Here is a 21,982-nt window from a genome sequence, read left to right on the forward strand (position 1 = left end):
GTAAACTTGGCCGTCGCGTGAGCCCCGAGCCGCCCCTTTTTCTCCTTTATGCCAGACATCGCCGCATCCTCGCAGTCCTCCCCGCCCGTCGCGCTCGTCAAGGCCGGCCAGCGTTTCGCCTTCGACGGCACGCGCGGTTCGTCCGACGCGCTGCTGATCGCCCGCTACCATCTCGCGTATCGCGAGAAGATGCCGCTGCTTGCGGTGGTCTGCGAAAACGCGCTCGACGCGCAGCGGCTGTCGCAGGAAATCGGCTTCTTCGCGCCCGACGCGCGCGTGCGCCTCCTGCCCGACTGGGAGACGCTGCCTTACGACACGTTTTCGCCGCACCAGGACCTCGTCTCCGAGCGTCTCGCGACGCTGCACGACCTCGGCGAAGGCCGTTGCGACATCCTGCTCGTGCCGGCCACGACGGCCTTGTACCGGATGCCGCCTGCATCGTTTCTGGCCGCCTACACGTTCTCGTTCTCGCAAGGCGAACGGCTCGACGAAGCGAAGCTGAAGGCGCAGCTGACGCTCGCCGGCTACGAGCACGTGAGCCAGGTGGTGCGTCCCGGCGAATATTGCGTGCGCGGCTCGCTGCTCGATCTGTTTCCGATGGGCTCGCCGCTGCCCTACCGGATCGACCTGTTCGACGACCAGGTCGACTCGATCCGCGCGTTCGACCCCGACACGCAGCGCAGCCTCTATCCGGTCAAGGACGTGCGCCTGCTGCCGGGCCGCGAATTCCCGTTCGACGAGGCCGCGCGCACCGCATTCCGCAGCCGCTGGCGCGAGACTTTCGAGGGCGATCCGAGCCGCGCGTCGATCTATAAGGACATCGGCAACGGCGTGCCGTCGGCGGGTATCGAATACTATCTGCCGCTGTTCTTCGAGGAGACGGCCACCCTCTTCCATTACCTGCCCGACGGTTCGCAACTCGCGTTCGTCGGCGATCTGGACGCGGCGATCCGGCGCTTCACCAACGACACGAAGCAGCGCTTCAATTTCCTGTCGCACGACCGCGACCGGCCGATTCTCGAACCGCAGAAGCTGTTCCTGTCGGACGAGGATTTCTTCACGTTCGCGAAACCGTTCGCACGGCTCGTGCTGCCCACCAACGGCGACGGCGCCTGGTCGATCGCGCTGCCGAACCTCGCGATCGATCGTCACGCCGACGATCCCGTCTCGGCGCTGCGCGCGTATCTGAGCGCGACGCCGAACCGGGTGCTGTTCGCCGCCGAATCGGCGGGCCGCCGCGAGACGCTGCTGCAACTGCTCGCCGACAACCAGCTGAAGCCCGCCTCGGCCGACAGCTTCGCCGACTGGCTCAAGAGCGACGCGCGTTTCTCGCTCGGCGTCGCGCCGCTCGCGAACGGCTTCGCGCTGCCGGGCGACGGCATCGCGATCATCACCGAAACCGAGCTGTACGGGCCGCTCGCGCGCCGCGCGGGACGCCGCCGCCAGGAACAGGCGAGCAACGTCGATTCGATGGTGCGCGATCTGTCCGAGCTGAAGCTCGGCGACCCGGTCGTGCATTCGCAGCACGGTATCGGCCGCTACATGGGTCTCGTGACGATGGATCTCGGCGAAGGCGAAACCGAGTTCCTGCACCTCGAATACGCGGGCGACAGCAAGCTCTACGTGCCGGTCGCGCAATTGCACGTGATCTCGCGCTATAGCGGCGCCGATCCGGAAAGCGCGCCGCTGCATTCGCTCGGCTCGGGCCAGTGGGAAAAGGCCAAGCGCAAGGCCGCGCAGCAGATCCGCGACACCGCCGCCGAGCTGCTCAACCTGTACGCCCGCCGTGCCGCCCGCGAGGGCCACGCGTTCGCGCTCGAACCGAAGGACTACGTGAAGTTCGCCGAGAGCTTCGGTTTCGAGGAAACGCCGGACCAGGCCGCCGCGATCGCGGCCGTGATCGGCGACATGACGAGCGGCAAACCGATGGACCGGCTCGTGTGCGGCGACGTCGGCTTCGGCAAGACCGAGGTCGCATTGCGCGCGGCGTTCATCGCGGTGATGGGCGGCAAGCAGGTCGCGCTGTTGTCGCCGACCACGCTGCTCGCCGAGCAGCACACGCAAACCTTCAGCGACCGCTTCTCCGACTGGCCGGTGCGCATCGCCGAGCTGTCGCGCTTCAAGTCGACCAAAGAAGCCAACGCGGCGATCCGGCAGATCAACGAAGGATCGGTCGACATCGTGATCGGCACGCACAAGCTGCTGTCGTCCGATGTGCAGTTCAAGCGGCTCGGACTCGTGATCATCGACGAGGAGCATCGCTTCGGCGTGCGTCAGAAGGAGGCGCTGAAAGCGCTGCGCGCGGAAGTCGACGTACTGACGCTGACCGCGACGCCGATTCCCCGTACGCTCGGCATGGCGCTCGAAGGCCTGCGCGATTTTTCGGTGATCGCAACGGCGCCGCAAAAGCGCCTCGCGATCAAGACCTTCGTGCGGCGCGAGGAAGACAGCGTGATTCGCGAAGCAATGCTGCGCGAGTTGAAGCGCGGCGGCCAGGTCTACTTCCTGCACAACGAAGTCGAGACGATCCAGAATCGCCGGCAGATGCTCGAAGAGCTGGTGCCCGAAGCGCGCATCGCGGTCGCGCATGGACAGATGCACGAGCGGGAACTGGAGCGGGTGATGCGCGACTTCGTCGCGCAACGCGCGAACGTGCTGCTGTGCACGACGATCATCGAAACCGGCATCGACGTGCCGAGCGCGAACACGATCCTGATCCACCGCTCCGACAAGTTCGGCCTCGCGCAATTGCATCAGCTGCGTGGCCGCGTCGGCCGCTCGCATCACCAGGCGTACTCGTATCTGCTCGTGCACGATCCGCAGGGGCTCACCAAGCAGGCGCAACGGCGGCTCGAAGCGATCCAGCAGATGGAGGAACTCGGCTCGGGCTTCTATCTCGCGATGCACGACCTCGAAATTCGCGGCACCGGCGAGGTGCTCGGTGACAAGCAGTCGGGCGAGATTCACGAGATCGGCTTCCAGCTTTATACCGACATGCTCAACGACGCAGTGAGGGCGCTCAAGAACGGCAAGGAGCCAGACCTCACCGCGCCGCTCGCCGCGACCACCGAGATCAACCTGCATTCGCCGGCGATCCTGCCGTCGGACTATTGCGGCGACGTGCAGGAACGGCTGTCGCTGTACAAGCGCCTCGCGAACTGCGAACACAACGATTCGATCGACGGCATCCAGGAAGAGCTGATCGACCGCTTCGGCAAGCTGCCGCCGCAGGCGCATGCGCTGGTGGAGACGCATCGACTGCGGCTCGCCGCGAAGCCGCTCGGCATTTCGAAGGATCGATGCCGGTGAAGCGGTGATCGGCCTGCAGTTCATCCCCAATCCGCCCGTCGACGCGATGCGGATCATCGAGATGGTGCAGAAGCACAAGCACATCAAGCTCGCGGGTCAGGACAAGCTGCGTATCGAAACGCGCAGCCCGGATCTCGCGGTGCGCGTCGCGACCGTCAAGGAGACCTTGCGCGCGCTCGGTTCGCCGAGCCGCGGCACGGCGGCGGCGCCGGCTCGCTGAGCGCGGCACGCTGTGCGCACAGGCTCGTGAAAACCGCAGAAAACGGGGGGACGTCCCCCGTTTTTTGCATCGATGCTGCGCTGCGCCAACGCGAGCCCGGCTTTTTGGACATCCTGACGAAAATGCAATTTGGGATATGATCGATAGACACAAAACGCTGGAGTCATGTCATGTCTCACGTCGCTGAAACAGCGCAATCGTTGCAGTCGTCCGCCTCCTCCACGTCCCCCGCTTCTCCGATATCTCTGCCCTGGGTCACCCGTCTCGTGTCGATGGACACGGTGAGCCGCAATCCAAACCTCGGCCTGATCGAAACCGTGCGCGACGAACTGCGCGCGGTCGGTATCGACGCGACGCTGACGCACGGCAAGGGCGGCAAATGGGCGAACCTGTTCGCGACCATTCCCGCGCACGACGGCGAAACGAACGGCGGCGTCGTGCTGTCGGGCCACACCGACGTCGTGCCGGTGGACGGCCAGCAATGGGACAGCGATCCGTTCAAGCCGGAGATTCGCGGTGACAAGCTCTATGGCCGCGGCACCTGCGACATGAAGGGCTTCATCGGCGCGGCGCTCGCGCTCGTGCCGGACATGCAGCGCACGAAGCTCGCGAAGCCGATCCACCTCGCGCTGTCGTTCGACGAGGAAGTGGGCTGCGTGGGCGCGCCGCTTCTGATCGCCGATCTGATGAAGCGCGGCGTGAAGCCGGACGGCTGCATCGTCGGCGAGCCGACCAGCATGCGCCCGATCATCGCGCACAAGGGCATCAACGCGTATCAGTGCTGCGTACGCGGCCAGGCCGCGCATTCGTCGCTGACGCCGAACGGCTTGAACGCGATCGAGTACGCGGCTCGCCTGATCTGCTACATCCGCGACATGGCCGACCAGTTCCGCGCGCAAGGCCCCTTCGACGAACTGTACGACGTGCCGTTCAGCACCGCGCAGACCAGCACGATCACGGGCGGCAACGCAATCAACACGGTGCCGGCCGAATGCCAGTTCCAGTTCGAGTTCCGCAATCTGCCGACGCTCGATCCCGAGCAGATCTTCGCGCGCATCGACAGCTACGCGCGCGAAACGCTGCTGCCGAAAATGCTGCGCGAGCATCCGTCGGCCGCGATCGAGATCACGAAGATCGCCGCGGCGCCCGGACTCGATTCGTCCGAACAGGCCGCGATCACGCAGCTCGTCCGCGCACTGACGGCCGACCAGGACAAGCGCAAGGTCGCATACGGCACCGAGGCCGGCCTGTTTTCGAACGCGGGGATTCCGAGCATCGTCTGCGGCCCCGGCGACATCCAGCAGGCGCATAAGGCGAACGAATTCGTCGAGCTCGCGCAGCTCGTCGCGTGCGAGCGCTTCTTGCGCAAGTTCATCCACAGCATGTCGGTCGAGGCCGCTTAGCCCGTTTCGTTGCAGCGGCGCGCAGCCGCAGTGAACCTGCGCGCCGAGCCACGGGCCTCAGCGACATCGACGACTCCGGAGCGACCGCCATGTCCAGCGCCATGCCTCAGCACACGGATCACACGATCGACGGTGAGCCGATCCCCACGCTCGACGACATCGCCGCGCAGCACTTCGCGTTGACGCCCTGGGTCGCGCGCACGCCGGTGTTCGACCGGCTCGACTTCTCATCGCTGCGCGGCACCGTCGTCAATTTCAAGTTCGAGCTGCTGCAGGCGGGCGGCAGCTTCAAGGCGCGCGGCGCCTTCACGAACCTGCTCGCGCTCGACGACGCGCAAAAGAGCGCGGGTGTCACCTGCGTGTCGGGCGGCAATCACGCGGTGGCGGTCGCCTATGCGGCGATGCGCCTCGGCGTCAGCGCCAAGGTCGTGCTGTTCAGCGCGGCGAATCCGGCCCGCGTCGCGTTGTGCCGCGAGTACGGCGCCGACATCGTCTATGCGGAAGATCTCGCCGAAGCGTTCGAACTGGTGCGCCGCGTCGAGGCCGAGGAAGGCCGCTATTTCGTGCATCCGTTCAACGGCTATCGCACGGTGCTCGGCTCGGCGACGCTCGGCTACGAATGGGCCACGCAAACGCCCGACCTCGAAGCGGTGATCGTGCCGATCGGCGGCGGCGGACTCGCGGCCGGGGTCTCCACCGCGCTGCGGCTCGCGAATCCGAACGTGCACGTGTACGGCGTCGAACCCGAAGGCTCGGACGTGATGAGTAAGAGTTTTGCCGCCAACCATACGGTCAGAATGGGCCACATGCACAGCATCGCCGATTCGCTGATGTCGCCGCATACCGAGCAATACAGCTACGAGCTGTGCCGCCGCCATGTCGATCGGATCGTCACCGTGTCCGACGACCAGTTGCGCGAGGCGATGCTGATCCTGTTCAATCAGCTGAAGCTCGCGGTCGAGCCGGCTTGCGCGGCCGCCACGGCCGGATTGCTCGGACCGCTGCGCGAACAGTTGCAGGGCAAACGCGTGGGCGTGCTGCTGTGCGGTGCCAATATCGACCCGGTCAGTTTTGCCGCGCATCTGGAGCGCGCGCGCCATAGCGAGTCACAGTTTCCTCATTAGCGACGCGCAGCAGATGCGCTTGTTGCCTTGCGGCTAAAGCACTAGCCTATCCGCTTCAGGTTGGTATGATTCGGCTATTCACATCAGGGAGGTGTAGGCATGAGCATGATCCAGGAATTTAAAGAATTTGCCCTCAAAGGCAACGTGATGGATCTGGCGGTCGGTGTGATTATCGGCGGCGCGTTTTCCACCATTGTCAATTCCGTGGTTAAAGACCTGATCATGCCGGTTGTCGGGGTCGCTACCGGCGGCCTCGATTTCTCCAATCTGTTCGTTCGCCTGGGCCATATTCCGGCCACTTACAAAGGCAACCCCGAATCGTATAAAGACCTGCAGACAGGTGGCGTGGCGGTGTTCGGTTACGGTTCATTCATTACCGCGACGATCAACTTCATCATTCTCGCGTTCATCATCTTTCTGATGGTCAAATTCATCAACAAACTGCGCAAGGAGCCGCAAGCCGCGCCGGCGGAGCCGCCGCCGCCGCCGGAAGACGTGCTGCTGCTGCGCGAGATCCGCGATTCGCTGAACAACCAGCAGCGTTAATCGTCGAATCAAGCTCGGGTTGGACGGCCTGAGCCAGTGAAATCAAAAGGCCTGTTGCGATCGGCGTCGCGACAGGCCTTTGTGTTTTCACGCTGCCTTCAGCGCGCTGCGCTTTATCGAGCCTTACCCTTCCTTTTGCGCCTTCAATTGCGCCGCACTTTCGATCATCGCTTCGAGCTGGCCGAAATTGACAGGCTTCGTCAGATGCGATGTAAAGCCCGCGCTCAAACAGCGGCGCACGTCCTCGTCGGTGCCGAAGCCGGTCAGCGCGACGGCTGGCACGTCGGAATGTTCGCGAAACGCCTTGACGAAATCAAGACCGGTGCCATCGGGCAATCCGACATCGCTGACAACCAGATCGAACCCGTGCAACTGCGTCGCGGCAAGCGCATCGTCGACCCGCCCGACCACCGTCACCTGATGACCCAAGCCGCGCATCAATTGGGCCATCACGTCGGCGGTGTCGGCATGGTCCTCGATCAGCAGCACGGACAGCGAACTCGCCGGCTGCAGGTTGCTCGGCACGATGACCGGCGGCGCGGTGGCCCGCGCGGCGGCAGTCGGCAGCGTGATCGTGAAGGTCGCGCCGCAATGCGGACCGGGACTCCGCGCGGTCACAGTGCCGCCGTGCACGTCCGTCAAAGCCTTCGTGATCGCGAGACCGAGACCCAGGCCGCCGAACTGCCGCGTCGTGCTTTGGTCGCCCTGCTCGAACGCATTGAACAGCTTGCCGATCTGCTCCGGCTCGATGCCGATGCCGGTGTCTTCGACCGAGATCTGCACCTGCATGCGTTCGTCGCGTGTGCGCACATAGATATGGCCGCCGTCCGGCGTGAACTTTGCGGCATTGCGAATCAGGTTCCACAGCATCTGTTGCAGCCGCGCGCGATCGGCGAGCACGTAGTGATGCGTCGCGTGCTTCTCGACATGCACGTCCTGCTGCTTGACCTGGATTTCGCTGCGAAAGAGTTCGAGCACGCTGTCCATCACCTCGTGTACGTCGACGGTCTCCAGCGACAGCCGCAGCTTGCCGTTCGCGACGCGCGTCAGATCGAGCAGATCGTCGATCAGCCGCGCCTCCAGTTCGACGTTGCGGCGGATCATGCGCACGCTCGCACGCGCCTGCTCCGGCAGTTCCGGGATCATCTCGAGTACGCTCGCGCCCGCGAGCACCGGCGTGAGCGGTGTGCGCAATTCGTGCGACAGCATCGCGAGAAAACGGTCCTTCGCGCGATTCGCTTCTTCGGCGGCCTGGCGCGCGGCCTGCTCGGACTCGAGCAGTCGCTCGCGCTCCTCGATCGCCTCGCGCTGCGAGTGGATGTCGGTGCAGCTACCGAACCATTTGCTGACGTTGCCATCGGCATCGCGCATCGCGACCACGCGCACGTCGAACCAGCGGTACTCGCCGTCGTGGCGGCGAATCCGCATCTCGTGCCGATAGTCGCCGCTGCGGCTCGCGACGGCCTTCAGCCAGCTTTGCCGGATCTGCTCGCAATCGTCGCGATGCACGGCCTCTAGCCACGCGAGACCATGCGAGCCATGTTCGGGCAAGCCGGTGTAGTCGTACCATTGCTTCGACAGGAAGTCGCAATCGCCGGCCGCGTCGCAGGTCAGCACGAGATGCGGCAACGTCTCCGACAGCGTGCGGTAATGCAGCTCGCGATCGCGCAGCAGCAGCGCTTCGTCGGACGCGCGTTGCAGCCGCACCTGCGACAACACGCGCTCCACGGCCTCTGGCAGATAGTCGAGATAGTCGCCGGACTTCGGCACCACGTCGGACACGCCCGCGCGCAGCGCTTCGATCACGCGCGACTCGTCGGTGAAGCCGGTCACGAGGATCGCCGGAATGGGCACGCCCTCCGCGCGCAGACGCCGGAAGAAATCGAGCCCGGTCTCCGGTCCGCTCAGCTGATAATCGAGCACGAGCAGCTCGGGGGCGCGGCTCGCGAGCCGCTCGCGGGCCGCCTCGACGCCGGCGCAGATCGTCACCCGGCAGCCGGCGCGTTCGAGCGACTTGCGCGCGAGCCGCAAGATGCCCTCGTCGTCATCGACGACGAGCACATAGGCGGCGTGCGGCGTGGACACTTCTTCGATCATGCAGGTGCTCTCCGGCTCGGTACGGTGCTCATCTTGTCATGAACGGCTTTCGGACAGCTTCAAGGCGGCGCGAGCCGCTGCCCCGGCGGCAGTTTGACCACTTGCAGGAAAAAGCCGAGAGCGTCGCGTGGCCGTCGTCGTCTTCGATCACAACGATGCTGACCGCTTGCGCGTGATTCATAGGCTCTCCGTGCCAACGATTCGTCATCCATGCCGCCGGGAGAAGGGCTGCGACGGTGCCCCCGCCGGCGTGCGCCGCGCTCAGAGGCGCGCCGGCTGCTCGGGCAGCACCACGAAAAAGGTCGATCCGGCGCCTTCGGCCGATTCGACCCAGACGCGCCCGCCGTGCCGCTCGACCGCGCGCCGCACCACCGCGAGGCCGATCCCCTCGCCGCTTGCGACGTCCCCGTGCAGACGCTGGAACGCGCGAAACACCTTCGACAGATACACGGCCGGAATGCCGAGCCCATTATCGCGGACGTAATAGATGCGCATACGGACCGCGCGCGGCTCGCTTTCGTCGACGGGTTCGGGCGCGAGCGCGCCGACCTCGATGCGCCCGCGGCGCGCCGGATCGAGGAAAGTCAGCGCATTGCCGATCAGATTGCTGAAGATCTGCTCGACCGCCGCCGGATCGCCCCATGCGGGCGGCAGCTCGCGCACCGTGACGCTCGCGGCGCGGTGGTCGATCGTGCCTTGCAGCCCATCGACGACTCGCGCCACCGCGCGCTCGACGCTGACCCGCTGCCACTGATATTCGAGCCGTCCCGCGCGCGAGATGCGCAACAGCGCGTCGATGATCGCCGCCGCGCGCGCGACCGCGGTGCGCAAATAGTGCAACGACTCGCGCACGTCGCCATCGAGGATCTGCGTCATGCGCCGTGCTTCGTTCTCCGGCAGACGAGCCTGTCCGACGAGCACGTCGAGTTCGTCGCACGACACGTGCAGCTCTTTCGAAAACCCCTGCAGATTGACGAGCGGCGAGCGCAGATCGTGCGACACGCTGTAGATGAACATCTCGTTGTCCTGCGTTTCCTGGCGCAATTCCTCATTGACGGCCGCCAGTTCGCGCGCGCGTGCTTCGAACTCCGTCTTCAGCGCCTCCTGCCCGGCTTCCGCCTCGCGCAGACGCGCATCGGTCTGATGTAGCACCGTGTCGAGCGCGGCGATTTCGTCGCTGCCCGACAACGGCGCCGCGAGCGGCCGGCCGCTGCCGAGCCGCTCGGCGTTATCGGTCAGCACTTCGAGGCGTTGGCCGATGCCGCGCACGAACCCGAAGGCGGTGACCGCCCAGATCAACATCGAGCCGAACACCGCGGCGATCAGCGCGCGCTGCTGAAGCTCGCGCCGCTCGCCGAGCGCGCTCGAGCGCTCGACGTCGAGCTCCGACGCCGCCGCGCCGAACTGGGCCAACTCGTCGCGGAACACGGCGATCTGCTCCGGCAACTCGCCGGTTTCGAGCGCGATATAGGGGCGTAGACTGCGCCCCTCGTGCAACGCCTGCGAGATCGCGACACTCTGTTCGCGATACGCGTCGATCGCGTGCCGCATGCTGCGCACGCGCTCGGCCTGGGCCGGCGTTTCGGCGACGAGCGCATCGAGCTTCGCGAGCCGGTCATTCAGGTCGACCCACACCGCATGGCGGTCGATCAGCGAGGCGCTGCCCGTCACCATCGCCGTGCGCACGCGGGCGGCCTGACGCAGCAGCGGATCGACGATGGCCGACGACTCGTAGAGGATCTGCTTGCTGTTGTCGACCCATCGCGCGGCCTGCGCGGTCCGCTCCTGGGTATCGAAGACGACCCCGAGCAGCGCGAGTTCGACCACGCTCGGTATCGCGATCAGCAGCAGACCTTTGGTGAATAGTTTCATGGTTCCGTCAGGGCGTTCAGGCTGTGGTTCAGGCTGTCACTCGAACGGCGGGGCTCGCGCGCACCCGTCGCGCCCTGCAAGGCGGGCGCCGCGCGGCTGGACGGGCCATTATCGACGTGAATCAGAGATATTTCAACGACGCGTCAGCAGGCGCTCGACCACACAAAAATGACTTTTTTATTGGGATGGGATGTTTTTTCCGCGCCGCCTGCGTCTATGATGGAGACAAGGTGTGCTGGGATGCGAATGCGCGCGGCGAGGCGGTTCGGCATGATTCGTGCGGGAGGCGGTGGGGCGATGCGGTAGCGTCGAATCATCGTGAATCCGGCCTTGTCGTATGCTATAAAACATCGACGTGCGGCGCGCGAAAGCCGGGAGTGGTCGCATGAAGACGCAGCGATTCTTGCAATTCTTTTTCAGGCGAATTTTTATGTCCTTCCCGAAAAAGCGTAGGCGCGCGAAGGTGGACGGCGACGAGTCGTTCCTCGCGGTTCTGCGGCATTTCAAGCCGTTCGGTCAACTCGACACCAAGATTGCGCGGGCTCGCGCGCAGGACGAACCGGTGCTCTATGCACACGTGCTGCCCGGACTCGACGTGCTTCTATGCAGTGTGCGCGGCGCACAGCCGCCCTACCCCGCACCAGCCGAATTGCGGCGGCGCTGCCTCGAATCCATTACCAACGCGCTGGAGCAGCCGCTCGATGGTCTCGAGAACGGCGGCTACTGGTACGAGGCCGACGGCTTCGGCTTCCTCGTGTTCGCGAGCCGTGCGCGCGGCAAGATTCTGACGGAGTTCGGCGCGACACGAATCGGTACCCGGCGCGGCGTGCGTCGCCAGGATGCGTCGGGCGATGCAACCCCACGTTCGCTCAGATAAGCCAATCGGGCACCCTGAAGTTCAGGGCTGCTGACAGGTCGTTCTCTTCGCTTCATCGAAACCCTGGCTCGACGGCAACCGCGCGCAGTTCCTCACGCGGCATCATGCCGTTGATTCGGCGATCGCATCATCGACGCGCTCGCCGCGCTTCAGCTGCCCTTGTATTCGGCCGCGCTCGCCGGCGACGACGTCGCTGGCTTACGATCCACCGCGGCTGGCGACGATGCGCCGCCCGAAGACTTGTTGACCGGCGCGCCCTCGAGCGATATCGGCGCCTTCGGCTGTTGCTTGACGCCCGGCGGCGGCGCCTTCGGCATCTGCCGCGCTTGCGCGAGCAATCGCGCGCACGGCAGCGGCTTGTTGTTGCTCGGCGCGAGCAGCGGGATCAGCGCCGCGAACGGATTGATCAGCCCGAGCCCGACCGCCGCGCCGCCGCGCAACGCGAGCGCGGCCGCATTGACGCCGACGTGCGGATCCTTGAAGGTGCCCTTCACGTACAGCGGCGAGCGCAGCGAAAAGACCCGGAAGCCCTTCGTATGCGGATGCACGCCCAGGTCCATCGTCTCGTCGCGCAGATTCACCTGACCGTCGATGATGATCACCGCGTCGCCGGTGTCGAGCGCGAACACGCGCGCTTCGAGCACGCCGTCGGTCGCGACGAAATCGGCGGCCGCGCAGTTGATCTTCACGTTGCTAGTGCCGAACAGCTTTTCATAGACGACGTTCGCGACGTTGAGCCCGGCCGCCTCCATCAGCAGACGGCTCACGGTGCCTTCGGTCACGAGCGCCTTCAACTCGCCGTTCGAAGTCGCCGCGAGCGCCGCCGGCGAATTACCGGTCGCGGACAGCGACGCATCGCCGTTGATCTCGCCGAGCGCGTTCTGCATCGTCTTGAAGGTCGGGAACAATTGCTTCAGCTTGACGTGCCGCGCCGACATCGCGAAGCGGCCCTTCAGCGGCGCCGCGCTGCCATCGAGATGAATATCCGACGCGAGCGAGCCGCCCGCGACGCCGAACTTCAGCGGCACGAGCGACAGCACGCCGTCGGTCATCACGACGTGCGTGTACAGATCCGTGATCGGCAGGTTCGCGTTTTTGATGATGCGCCGGCCGGTGAACTTGACGTCGGCGTCGATCGCCTTCCAGCGGTCGGTGCGGAACTCCTCGACCGGCAGCACGCGGTTGCTCGGCTGCGCGGCCGCGTCGCCGCGCCTCGCCTTGCTCGCGCTCGAATCGGCGCCGATCACTGGCGCGAGATCCGAGAACTGCAACAGATGCGACTCGAGTTCGCCCTGCAGCAGCGGACGTGGCTCGCGCCCGGTATAGGTCAACGAACCGTTCAGATCGCTGCCGCCGACCCGGCCTGTAAAGTTTTCATACGTGAACACGTTGCCGCTCGATTTGAACTGACCGATCAGACGACCCTCGGTCGCGTACGGCGGGGTCTCGGGCAAGGTCACGCCGGTCAGCGAATACAGGCGCGCCATGCTGTTGCCCTGCAGCCAGAGGCGCAGATCGAGCGCCCCGAGATGCGCCGGATCGGTGAGCGTGCCGACGAAGGCGATATGCAGATCGCCGGCTTTGACATCGGCCTGCACCGGGAACGGCCGGTTCGCGTCCTGCAGCGCGAGCACGCCGCCGAGCTTGCCGCTGCCCGACACCGGCGTGCGGTTGTAGGTGCCCTTGACGGTCCAGCCGATCGCATAAAGCGGCGTCGCGCGCCTGGCGCCAGGTGCGGTACCGCTCGCCCCCGAGACAGCCGCGGCCGGGCTGGCGCTCCCGCTGGTGGTTTCGGCCGGTGCGGCGGCGCCGCTCGTCGCGAGCGCGCCGGAACTCGCGGCCACGCCCGACGTTGCGGATGCGCCCGATGCGCCCGACGCCTGCGCCGCCGCTTCATAAGCCGCCGCTGCGGAAGCCGCCTTCGCCTCCGAGGCCGCCTCTGCCTCGGCCTGCGCGGCGAGTTGGCGCGCGCCCGCCCGGCCGACGGCCTGAGCCGACGCGCTGCGCGAGGCCTCTTCCTGCTGCTTCAGCGCGTCGCCGATCGGGATCGGCTGCCCGAGCGTATCGACGACCATCTGCACCTCGACCTTCTTCTGCTGATCCGACAGCGCGATGTTGCCCTTCGCGAACGCGATATCGTGCAGATCGAGCTTCCACTCGGTGGGTCTGCTCGACGACGGCAGCTTGAAGGTCCAGTTATTGCGCCCGTCGACAAGACGTTCCAGATCGACCGACGGATTCACGAGGTTGATCGCCGGAATCTCGATGTCGTGCGCGAGCAGCGGCAGCACCTCGACCTCGAAGTCGATTTCGTCGAGCGTCGCGAACTGCGGCTGTTTGGTCCAGTCGGGATTGCCGATCGCGATGTTGGCCGCCGAAAAGCGCGGCCAAGGCACCCAGCCGCGCCAGCCGGTCTCGCCGACCGCATGACGCCAGCCCACCTTCAGGTCGCCGTTGATCGCAAACGGCCGGCCGATCGCCTGGCTGACCTTGTCGTCGATGTAAGGCCGCGCGCGGTTCCAGTCGAAGCTCAGGATGAAGATGACGAGCGCGACGATCAGAATCACGAGCGCCGCCAGCAGCCATGCAAAGATTTTTCCGACCCGTCGTCCGGTGCCGCTCGACCCTGCCATTGAAAAGCTCCGCGTGTTGTTCCACGTTATGCACCGTGCAGCAGTTATCGTACCTGGCGCGCGAGCATGAATCGCCGCGTCGGTCGTGCGCTGTTGCGCCTCGTCGCTTTATCATGGCGCACGCTTTACCGACAGCCCCACCGGCACACCCTCCCCACGGCGTTCCAACCATGACCGATGTTCCCTTCGTCCTCGCCGACGGCATCGTACGGCGCGATGCGCAGCGCGGCCAGACGCTGTTGCAGCCGACCACCTTCGCCCTGCGCGCCGGCGAGCGGGTCGCGATTACCGGACCGTCCGGCTCCGGCAAGAGCGTGTTTCTGCGCGCGCTCGCGCTGCTCGATCCGGTCGATGCGGGGCGCATCCTGTGGCATGGCGCGCCGCTCGAGCGTGCGCGGATTCCGCGCTACCGGCGCGCAATCGCGTATATCCGGCAGCGGCCCGCGCTGATCGACGGCAGCGTCGAAGACAATCTGCGCTATCCGTTTGCGCTGCGGGCATATCGCGACGCGCGCTTCGATCGCGCGTGCGCGACCAGGCTCGCGATGCAGGCCGGCCGCGGCGAGGACTTTCTCGGCAAGCGCGCAAGCGAATTATCGGGTGGCGAAGCGCAGATCGCCGCGCTGATCCGCGTGCTGCAACTCGCGCCCGAAGTGCTGTTGCTCGACGAGCCGACCGCATCGCTCGATCCGGCGTCGTCGCGCGCGATCGAAGCGCTCGTGCAGGCGTGGTTCGATGCCGCGCCGGGCGCTCACGCATCGATGTGGGTGTCGCACGATGTCGAGCAGGCGGCACGCATGAGCGAACGGCATCTGACGATGCGCGCCGGCGTACTGGCCGAACACACTTGCGTGCGGCGCGATGCGGACCAACGCGCTCCCGCCGACCAGCGTCGGGAGCCCCGCCAATGAGCCTGCAGAATCTGAGCTTGTGGGACGTCGCGATCGCGACGCTGCTGATCGTCGTGAATGGCGCGGTGTCGGTCGCGCTGAAGCTCGATCTCGAGCGCAAGCTCGCATGGGCGGCGGTGCGCACCGTGGTCCAGTTGCTCGCGATCGGCTATGTGCTCGGCTGGGTGTTCAGTTTCGCTCGCTGGTACGTGGTGCTGCCGCTGATGATCGTGATGACGCTGATCGCCGGTTTCGCAGGCGCGCAGCGCGGCAGCCACACCTATGCCGGACAACGCGCCGACAGCGTGCTGTCGATCTGGGTCAGCTCGTGGCTCGTGGCCGCGGTGGGACTGTTCGTCGTGATCCGCATCCATCCGTGGTACGCGCCGCAATATGCGATTCCGATTCTCGGCATGATCCTCGGCAACACGCTGACCGGTGTATCGCTCGGCATCGAGCGGATGACCGAGGAGCTGACCGCGCGGCGCGACCGCGTCGATATGGCGCTCGCGCTCGGCGCGACACGCTGGGAGGCCGCGCAGGCGCCGGCGCGCCAGGCGGTGCGCGCGGGCATGATGCCGACGTTGAACCAGATGGCGGTGGTCGGCGTTGTCAGTTTGCCGGGCATGATGACCGGTCAGGTGCTGGCCGGGCAGTCGCCATTGCAGGCGGTGCGCTATCAGATCGTCATCATGTTTCTGATCGCGGCGGCGTCGGCGCTGGGGACCGTGGGCGCGGTGCTGCTCACGTACCGGCGGCTCTTTTCGGCCGAGCATCAGTTCTTGCCGGCGCGGCTCGTCGAGCGTGAGGCACGCAAAGAATGACGCACAAGGATGACGCGCTAGCGCGTGCTACGCTCGCGCACGCGGCCATCACGCCGCACGCTCGAACCTTCACCGCTTCGCGGTGACGGCGATCTCCGTGCCGTCGGTCAGCGTCAGCGTTTTCGTCGTGCCGTTGACCGGCATCGTGAAACGCACGATCTGACTCACGCTCACATCGTTCGGACACTTGAGCGTCTTGCCGCCGCTCGTCACGGTTTTCACGCCATGCGGCGTCTGCGCCTGGAAGTTCAGTTGGACGGCCGCGGTGCCGTCGCTCGACACCACCGGCGAGAAGCGGATCTGCGTCTGGCGGATCATCGCGCCATTCTCGTCGACCGGCAGCGACGCATAGTCCGGGCATGCGTCCGTCGCGGCCACCGGACCGCCGGGCGGCACGGTCTTCCACGTGAAGTCGTCCGATTCGCCCGAGCGGATCGTGCGGGTCTCCTGGGAATTGCCGAACTGTTTCGACGTGACGCGAACGGTGTAGCGGATCGGACCGTCGAGCGGGGCCTTGTTGGTCACCGTGATCGGCGTGGCTGCGCGAGCAGCCGGCACGAGCGCGCAGGCGAGAGAAGCGACAACGGAAACGGCGGAGAGTTTGAAGCTGAAGCTCATACTGTCACCTCGTTGTTGTGCCGCTGCGCGCTCGCGTCGACGCGACTGCCTGTGCACTGTTCACGCACTGCCGAGGGCCGGCCGGTTCATACCGGCTGGCCTCGCCGCAAGACACGCAACCGTTTTGGCATGCTGCGTCGTCAGTCTAACGCCAAGCGCGCTGCCGCGCGTGTCGTGTCGGCCCGGGTGTTAACCCGCTTGCGGCGACGCGCTTTCTGCGCGTCGATTTCATCTCAGAAGCCGGTCAGCACCAGCTTGCCGATCGCGCGTCCTGCTTCGAGCAACCCATGCGCGCGACGCAGATTCTCCGCGTTGATGCGGCCGAGGTCCTGGCCGAGCGTCGTGCGCAACGTGCCGGCATCGACGAGCCGCGCGACCTCGGTCAGCAGCTTGTGCTGCTCGATCATGTCGGTCGTGCCGAACATCGAGCGGGTGAACATGAACTCCCAGTGAAACGCGGCGCTCTTCGCCTTCAGCAATTCGACGGGCACGGCGGCGCTGTTCTCGACGATCGTGCAGATGCCGCCTTGCGGCTTGATCAGTTGCGCGGCGGCCGGGAAATTACGGTCGGTGTCGTTGAAGATCAGCACGTAGTCGACCTGCTCGATGCCGATCTCCTTCATCTGCGCGGGCAGATCGCCGAAGTGATCGACGATGTGATCCGCGCCGAGCTCCCGTGCCCATTTCGCCGATTCGGGCCGCGACGCGGTCGCGATCACCTGCAGCTTGCCGAGCTGCTTCGCGAGCTGGATGCCGATCGAGCCGACCCCGCCCCCCCCGCCGAAAATCAGCACCGTACGGCCTGCGTCGGCGCCCTGCGGCGATACGCCGAGGCGATCGAACAATGCTTCCCACGCAGTGATCGCGGTCAGCGGCAATGCGGCCGCGTGCGTGAAATCGAGCGACGCCGGCTTGTGTCCGACGATCCGTTCGTCCACCAGATGAAACTCGCTGTTGGCCCCCGGCCGCGTAATGCTGCCCGCATAGAACACCGGATCGCCGACCTTGAACAGCGTGACCTCGGGGCCAGCTGCGACGACAGTGCCGGCCGCATCCCAGCCGAGCACGCGCGGCGTCTTTTCGACGGTGTCTTTCGGCGCGCGCACCTTGGTGTCGACCGGGTTCACGGAAATGGCTTCGACCTTGACCAGCAGATCGCGGCCGGTCGCTTCGGGTTTCGGGATCTCGACGTCGACGAGCGCTTCGGCGTGATCGAGGGGCAGATAACGGTAGAGTCCGACGGCTTTCATGGCTGCTCCTTGTGGGTTCGGTTGATGTGCACGCATGACTCGTATCGTAGGATGGTTCTTATTCTGATAAAACAGCCATAATCACTGAATCATTTTTTGGTTTTTCAGAATAATGGACGATTCAAGCCCGGCCGGCCGGTCCGTGCCCAGCGAACGCGAACGGCTCGATCTGCTCGACGTCGCGTTGTTCGTGCGTGCCGCGCTGCTCGCCAACGTGTCGGCGGCCGGGCGCGAGTTCGGTTTCTCGGCGGCGGTCGCGAGCGCGCGGATCGCACACCTCGAAAAGATCCTCGGCGCGCGTTTGTTGCATCGGACCACGCGCCGCATCAGCCTCACCCAGGACGGTGAAGTGTTCATGACGCGCGCCGAGGCGCTGCTCGACGCGGCCGCCGCAGCGCGCGCATCGGTCGGCCGCGCGCAGGCCGAGCCGCAGGGACGGCTGCGCGTGTCGATGCCGTCGTCGTTCGGGCGTCAGCATGTGTCGCCGGTGATCAGCGAGTTTCTGCGCCGCTATCCGGGGGTCAGCGTCGATCTGCGCCTGACCGATCAGGTGGTCGATCTGGTCGACGCGGGAATCGATGTCGCGCTTCGCGTCGGCGTGCTGAAGGATTCGTCGCTGGTCGCACGGCGGCTCGCGGTCAACCGCCGCGTGCTGTGCGCGGCCCCCGCCTATCTGGCCGCGCGCGGCACGCCGCATCATCCGTCGGATCTCGCGGGGCACGAGTGCATCATCCTGTCGGCGCAGCGCGACTGGCGCTTCGTGACGCCCGCCGGCCCGCTCGACGTGCGCGTGAGCGGACGCCTCGTCACCGATAACGGCGAGGTGATTCGCGACGCGCTGCTCGCGGGCTTCGGCATCGCGCTGAAATCGACATGGGACGTGGCGCCCTATCTGCGCAGCGGCAAACTCGTCAGCGTGCTCGACAGCTATCCTCTCGCGGACGACGTCGCGATCTGGGCCGTGTATCCAAGCCGCGCGTTCGTGCCGCCGAAGACGCTCGCCTTCATCGACTTCGTCGCCGCGCATTTTGGCGATCCGCCGTACTGGGATCGCGAGCCGGTTGGCCTGGCGGGCGCGTAGGCGGCGCGATGCCCGCTACGCCGCGTCAGCGCTTGCCGACCTTTGCGCCGCCCTGCTTGCGATCCGAGTTCACATCGGCATGCGCGTCGTTCTGCGTGCGTTGCTGATACTCGCCGCCGCCGCGGCGGTCGGTATCCAGCTGCCCATGCGCGATGTCGTCATGTGCCTGCTTGCCGACATGGCGCGGCTCGTCCTCGTGCTGCGACTCGGGATGCTGGTCGGCTTCATGCGGCAGCGGCGCCGCGGCTTCCTGCAACGACTTCGGATCCTTGTTCGCGTGCGGGTCGGCTTGCGCGTCGCCATCGGTCGATTGCGGCAGGGTCTTCATTGCATTGCTCCTTCGCGAAGCGCGTTCGCGCGCCAAGTACGCACGGCGCATTCGCGGGTTGGATTCAGCCACCCGGACGCGCGCTCATCACGCGACGCCCAGACGTTTTTTCATCGCCGCGGTGATGCGCTGACGCGTCTTTGCGTAGCCGGCCCACGGGTCGTTTCCGAGGCCGTCCACGCGCTCGTGGACGTTGCGGATGCCCCATTGATCGCCGCTCGTCGTGCTCTCCAGTTCGTCCCACGCGAGCGGCACCGACACCCCGAGCCCCGGCCGCGCGCGCGCCGAGAATGCGGCCACCGTGCTCGAGCCACGGTTGTTGCGCAGATAGTCGATGAAAATCTTTTTCTTGCGATTCTGCGCGCCCATCTTGGCGCTGAAGTACTGCGGCAGCGTCGTCGCCATGTGCTGCGCGACCGCCTGCGAGAAATCCTTCACTTCGTCCCAGCCGGCCTGCTTCGCGAGCGGCACGACCACGTGCAAGCCCTTGCCGCCGCTCGTCTTGCAGAACGACTTCAGGCCCAGTTCGTCGAGCAGCGAGCGGGTCAGTTGCGCGGCCTCGACCATGCGTTCCCAGCCGAGCGACGGGTCCGGGTCGAGATCGAACACCATGCGATCGGGCTTTTCGATATTCGACGCGACCGCATTCCACGTATGAAACTCGACGGTGCCCATCTGCGCGGCGCCGACCAGCGCGGCGAGCGTGTCGATCGTGATCAGCGGAGGATGGCCCGGATCGAGTCCCTCGTGCTGCGTGACGTGCGGAATCGACAGCTTCTGGCTGTGCTTCTGGAAGAACAGCTCACCGCCGATATCCTCCGGCGCGCGCACCAGCGCGACGGGCCGCTCGCGCAGATGCGGCAGCATCCATTCGGCGATTGATTCGTAGTACTGCACCAGTTCGAGCTTGCTTGCGCCGCTGCTCTTGTCGATCACGCGATCGGGATGCGAGATGCGCACGCCGGCGATTTCGCTCTGTGCACGCGAGCGTGTTGCCGTGGTTCGGGCGGGCGCGCTTTCCTTGGCGGCGGGCCTGGCGGCACTGGCGGTCTTGCTGGTTGCGCGCTTTTTCGGCGCGCCTGTTCGTGGCGTATCGGCGGTGGCGGTTTCGGTTTGCTGTTGCACGTCGGCTCCTTGTCGAGCGGTTTCCCTGACGATCTGGCGCGCCGGCTTGTCGTCGCGCAGGCTGACGAACGACGCCTGGCGCACGATGCCGTCGCCCGTCCATTCGGCGAAGTTGCATTCGGCAACGAGCACCGGCTCGACCCAATGCACGGGCGTGCGGCTGCGCTCGCGCGGTGTGCTCGCGAACGGCATGCGCTTGCTCGCGTGCGCGTCGAGCGCCTGTTTGACCGAGCGCAGCAGCGCGGCGTCGAAGCCGGTGCCGACGCGGCCTGCGTACTGCAGCCGGCCATCGGCGTCGTAGACGCCGAGCAGCAGCGCGCCGAACGCCGAGCGGCTGCCGCCCGGCTCCGAATAGCCGCCGATCACGAACTCCTGGCGGCGCCGGCACTTCAGCTTGATCCACGACGGCGAGCGGCTCGACACATAGCTGCTGTCACGCCGCTTGCCGATGATGCCTTCGAGCGCCATATCGCACGCGCTCTTGAGCAGCTCGTCGGCGCTGAACGCGAAGTCGTTCGAAAAGCGCAGCACGCGATCGTCGACGCCTTCGAGCAGCGCCCGCAAAATCGCGCGGCGCTGTTCGAGCGGCACGTCGCGCAGGTCGTAGCCGTTCAGAAACGGCAGATCGAACAGATAGATCACGATGTCCTGCGGGCGATGCGCATCGAACGCGTTTTGCAGCAACTGGAAGTTCGGCACGTCGCGTTCATCGAGCACGACCGCTTCGCCGTCGAGCCACGCGCTTTGCACATCGAGTGCCGCGAGAGCCTCGATCTGCTTGCTGAACTTTGCGGTCCAATCGTTGCCGTTGCGCGTGAAAACGCTGACGGGACCGCCCTTCGCTTTCGACGCGTGGTCGATGCGCGCGAGCACGCGGTAGCCGTCGAACTTGATTTCGTAGAGCCAGTCATCGCCTGGCGGCGCGCTGTCGACGAGCGTCGCCAGCTCCGGCTTCAGGCTCGCGGGCAAGGCCGCTGCGACCGCGCCTTCGATCGATGGCGATGCGGCGAGTTCGCGTAGCGACTGCGCGCTGCGCGTCGCGACGATGTCGGGGCGTTTGGGATCGGCTGCGCGGCGCAAGGATGCGGATTTCGCCGGCTTGCCCGCGCTCGTGGCCTTGCCGTCGCGCGAGGTTTTCGTCTGCGCTGTCGATTGCTTCGTTTTCCTGCCTTTCGAAGCCCCGTCGGCCAGCACGCTGCCCGGCAGCTTCTTCAGCACGTCGTAGTCGCTTTCGTCGCGCGCTTCCTCGTCGCGCTCCTTGATCAGCAGCCATTGCTCCTTGTCGCCGCTGCCGCGCATGTGGCTCCGTACGAGCGTCCAGCCGCCATGTAGCTTCTCGCCGTGCAAATGAAACTTGAGCTTGCCGGCCGCATACGACCGCGCGGCTTCGGCCGCGCCGCCCGCCGGCTCCCATGTGCCGCGATCCCACACAATCACGGTTCCCGCGCCGTAGTTGCCGGGCGGAATCTCGCCCTCGAAGGTACCGTATTCGACCGGATGGTCCTCGACGTGCACCGCGAGCCGCTTGACCGACGGGTCGAGGCTCGGCCCCTTCGGAACCGCCCACGACAGCAGCGCGCCGTTCAGTTCGAGCCGGAAGTCGTAGTGCAGACGCCGCGCGTCGTGCTCCTGGATCACGTAGGAGAGCGTATCGGGCGCGGCACGCGTCGCGCGCTTGCCGGTCTTGCTCGCGGCGCGCTCGCGGGTCGTCGCGCCGGCCGGCTCCGGCGTGTCCTCGAAGCGGCGCTTGCGATGATAGTGCTCGAGCCGGTCGTTCATGGCGAT

At 66.0% G+C, this 21,982-nt stretch carries 16 protein-coding genes and 1 pseudogene; 8 read left to right on the forward strand and 9 right to left on the reverse strand.

Going from position 1 to position 21,982, the window contains the following annotated elements; all coding sequences use genetic code 11:
- Positions 1-48 precede the first annotated feature (48 nt).
- The 4 genes and pseudogenes from mfd to mscL all read left to right on the forward strand — a co-directional run bounded on the left by mfd (position 49) and on the right by mscL (position 6,602).
- A pseudogene (mfd, locus tag OKW39_RS02550) lies at positions 49-3,529 on the forward strand (transcription-repair coupling factor).
- Positions 3,530-3,699: 170 nt separating this feature from the next.
- Entirely contained in the window at positions 3,700-4,932 is a 1,233-nt protein-coding gene (gene argE, locus OKW39_RS02555; protein ID WP_429561982.1) for an acetylornithine deacetylase, read from the forward strand.
- Positions 4,933-5,021: 89 nt separating this feature from the next.
- Positions 5,022-6,056 carry a threonine ammonia-lyase gene (locus OKW39_RS02560; protein WP_090804696.1) on the forward strand — a complete coding sequence of 345 codons (1,035 nt, stop codon included), beginning with the start codon at positions 5,022-5,024 and terminating at the stop codon, positions 6,054-6,056.
- Positions 6,057-6,155: 99 nt separating this feature from the next.
- Positions 6,156-6,602 carry a large conductance mechanosensitive channel protein MscL gene (mscL, locus tag OKW39_RS02565; protein WP_090804694.1) on the forward strand — a complete coding sequence of 149 codons (447 nt, stop codon included), beginning with the start codon at positions 6,156-6,158 and terminating at the stop codon, positions 6,600-6,602.
- A 123-nt stretch (positions 6,603-6,725) separates the two neighbouring features.
- Here the strand turns inward: mscL and OKW39_RS02570 are convergent, their stop codons facing one another.
- The 4 genes from OKW39_RS02570 to OKW39_RS02585 form a co-directional block, all read right to left on the reverse strand.
- Positions 6,726-8,699, reverse strand: coding sequence for a response regulator (locus tag OKW39_RS02570; protein WP_429561983.1), 1,974 nt, complete (start codon positions 8,697-8,699; stop codon positions 6,726-6,728).
- 28 nt (positions 8,700-8,727) lie between these two features.
- Positions 8,728-8,880, reverse strand: a complete 153-nt coding sequence (locus OKW39_RS02575) for a hypothetical protein (RefSeq protein ID WP_167368652.1) — start codon at positions 8,878-8,880, stop codon at positions 8,728-8,730.
- 80 nt (positions 8,881-8,960) lie between these two features.
- Positions 8,961-10,571, reverse strand: coding sequence for a sensor histidine kinase (locus OKW39_RS02580; RefSeq protein WP_429561984.1), 1,611 nt, complete (start codon positions 10,569-10,571; stop codon positions 8,961-8,963).
- 143 nt (positions 10,572-10,714) lie between these two features.
- Positions 10,715-10,888 carry a hypothetical protein gene (locus OKW39_RS02585; RefSeq protein WP_167368651.1) on the reverse strand — a complete coding sequence of 58 codons (174 nt, stop codon included), beginning with the start codon at positions 10,886-10,888 and terminating at the stop codon, positions 10,715-10,717.
- 68 nt (positions 10,889-10,956) lie between these two features.
- On the opposite strand from OKW39_RS02585, the gene OKW39_RS02590 reads away from it, so the two are divergent.
- Positions 10,957-11,448, forward strand: a complete 492-nt coding sequence (locus tag OKW39_RS02590) for a hypothetical protein (protein WP_090804689.1) — start codon at positions 10,957-10,959, stop codon at positions 11,446-11,448.
- Positions 11,449-11,597: 149 nt separating this feature from the next.
- Here OKW39_RS02590 and OKW39_RS02595 read toward each other — a convergent pair whose 3' ends face one another.
- Positions 11,598-14,081, reverse strand: coding sequence for an AsmA family protein (locus OKW39_RS02595; RefSeq protein ID WP_429561985.1), 2,484 nt, complete (start codon positions 14,079-14,081; stop codon positions 11,598-11,600).
- A 170-nt stretch (positions 14,082-14,251) separates the two neighbouring features.
- Here OKW39_RS02595 and OKW39_RS02600 point away from each other — a divergent pair, with 170 nt between their 5' ends.
- Positions 14,252-14,992: an ABC transporter ATP-binding protein gene (locus tag OKW39_RS02600; protein WP_429561986.1), complete on the forward strand. Its 741-nt coding sequence runs from the start codon at positions 14,252-14,254 to the stop codon at positions 14,990-14,992.
- Positions 14,989-15,795 carry an ABC transporter permease gene (locus tag OKW39_RS02605; protein WP_090804683.1) on the forward strand — a complete coding sequence of 269 codons (807 nt, stop codon included), beginning with the start codon at positions 14,989-14,991 and terminating at the stop codon, positions 15,793-15,795. The genes OKW39_RS02600 and OKW39_RS02605 overlap by 4 nt, the downstream gene beginning before the upstream one ends.
- A 69-nt stretch (positions 15,796-15,864) precedes the next feature.
- On the opposite strand, the gene OKW39_RS02610 is transcribed toward OKW39_RS02605, so the two are convergent.
- Positions 15,865-16,413, reverse strand: coding sequence for a DUF6013 family protein (locus OKW39_RS02610; RefSeq protein WP_090804681.1), 549 nt, complete (start codon positions 16,411-16,413; stop codon positions 15,865-15,867).
- Between the two features lie 233 nt (positions 16,414-16,646).
- Positions 16,647-17,663 carry a zinc-binding alcohol dehydrogenase family protein gene (locus tag OKW39_RS02615; protein WP_429561987.1) on the reverse strand — a complete coding sequence of 339 codons (1,017 nt, stop codon included), beginning with the start codon at positions 17,661-17,663 and terminating at the stop codon, positions 16,647-16,649.
- 112 nt (positions 17,664-17,775) lie between these two features.
- Between OKW39_RS02615 and OKW39_RS02620 the strand changes: the two genes are divergently transcribed.
- Entirely contained in the window at positions 17,776-18,744 is a 969-nt protein-coding gene (locus tag OKW39_RS02620) for a LysR substrate-binding domain-containing protein (protein WP_429561988.1), read from the forward strand.
- 25 nt (positions 18,745-18,769) lie between these two features.
- Here the strand turns inward: OKW39_RS02620 and OKW39_RS02625 are convergent, their stop codons facing one another.
- Entirely contained in the window at positions 18,770-19,072 is a 303-nt protein-coding gene (locus tag OKW39_RS02625) for a hypothetical protein (protein WP_429561989.1), read from the reverse strand.
- Positions 19,073-19,159: 87 nt separating this feature from the next.
- Positions 19,160-21,976: a DNA ligase D gene (ligD, locus tag OKW39_RS02630; protein WP_429561990.1), complete on the reverse strand. Its 2,817-nt coding sequence runs from the start codon at positions 21,974-21,976 to the stop codon at positions 19,160-19,162.
- Positions 21,977-21,982: the final 6 nt, after the last annotated feature.

The organism is Paraburkholderia sp. MM6662-R1 (assembly GCF_050436245.1).
Classification (GTDB): Bacteria; Pseudomonadota; Gammaproteobacteria; order Burkholderiales; family Burkholderiaceae; genus Paraburkholderia; species Paraburkholderia tuberum.

Bases quoted from the DNA above. Each gene is read 5' to 3' on its own strand.
- argE (WP_429561982.1), top strand. From the start codon at position 3,700: ATGTCTCACGTCGCTGAAACAGCGCAATCGTTGCAGTCGTCCGCCTCC.
- OKW39_RS02560 (WP_090804696.1), top strand. From the start codon at position 5,022: ATGTCCAGCGCCATGCCTCAGCACACGGATCACACGATCGACGGTGAG.
- mscL (WP_090804694.1), top strand. From the start codon at position 6,156: ATGAGCATGATCCAGGAATTTAAAGAATTTGCCCTCAAAGGCAACGTG.
- OKW39_RS02570 (WP_429561983.1), bottom strand. From the start codon at position 8,699: ATGATCGAAGAAGTGTCCACGCCGCACGCCGCCTATGTGCTCGTCGTC.
- OKW39_RS02575 (WP_167368652.1), bottom strand. From the start codon at position 8,880: ATGAATCACGCGCAAGCGGTCAGCATCGTTGTGATCGAAGACGACGAC.
- OKW39_RS02580 (WP_429561984.1), bottom strand. From the start codon at position 10,571: ATGAAACTATTCACCAAAGGTCTGCTGCTGATCGCGATACCGAGCGTG.
- OKW39_RS02585 (WP_167368651.1), bottom strand. From the start codon at position 10,888: ATGATTCGACGCTACCGCATCGCCCCACCGCCTCCCGCACGAATCATG.
- OKW39_RS02590 (WP_090804689.1), top strand. From the start codon at position 10,957: ATGAAGACGCAGCGATTCTTGCAATTCTTTTTCAGGCGAATTTTTATG.
- OKW39_RS02595 (WP_429561985.1), bottom strand. From the start codon at position 14,081: ATGGCAGGGTCGAGCGGCACCGGACGACGGGTCGGAAAAATCTTTGCA.
- OKW39_RS02600 (WP_429561986.1), top strand. From the start codon at position 14,252: ATGACCGATGTTCCCTTCGTCCTCGCCGACGGCATCGTACGGCGCGAT.
- OKW39_RS02605 (WP_090804683.1), top strand. From the start codon at position 14,989: ATGAGCCTGCAGAATCTGAGCTTGTGGGACGTCGCGATCGCGACGCTG.
- OKW39_RS02610 (WP_090804681.1), bottom strand. From the start codon at position 16,413: ATGAGCTTCAGCTTCAAACTCTCCGCCGTTTCCGTTGTCGCTTCTCTC.
- OKW39_RS02615 (WP_429561987.1), bottom strand. From the start codon at position 17,663: ATGAAAGCCGTCGGACTCTACCGTTATCTGCCCCTCGATCACGCCGAA.
- OKW39_RS02620 (WP_429561988.1), top strand. From the start codon at position 17,776: ATGGACGATTCAAGCCCGGCCGGCCGGTCCGTGCCCAGCGAACGCGAA.
- OKW39_RS02625 (WP_429561989.1), bottom strand. From the start codon at position 19,072: ATGAAGACCCTGCCGCAATCGACCGATGGCGACGCGCAAGCCGACCCG.
- ligD (WP_429561990.1), bottom strand. From the start codon at position 21,976: ATGAACGACCGGCTCGAGCACTATCATCGCAAGCGCCGCTTCGAGGAC.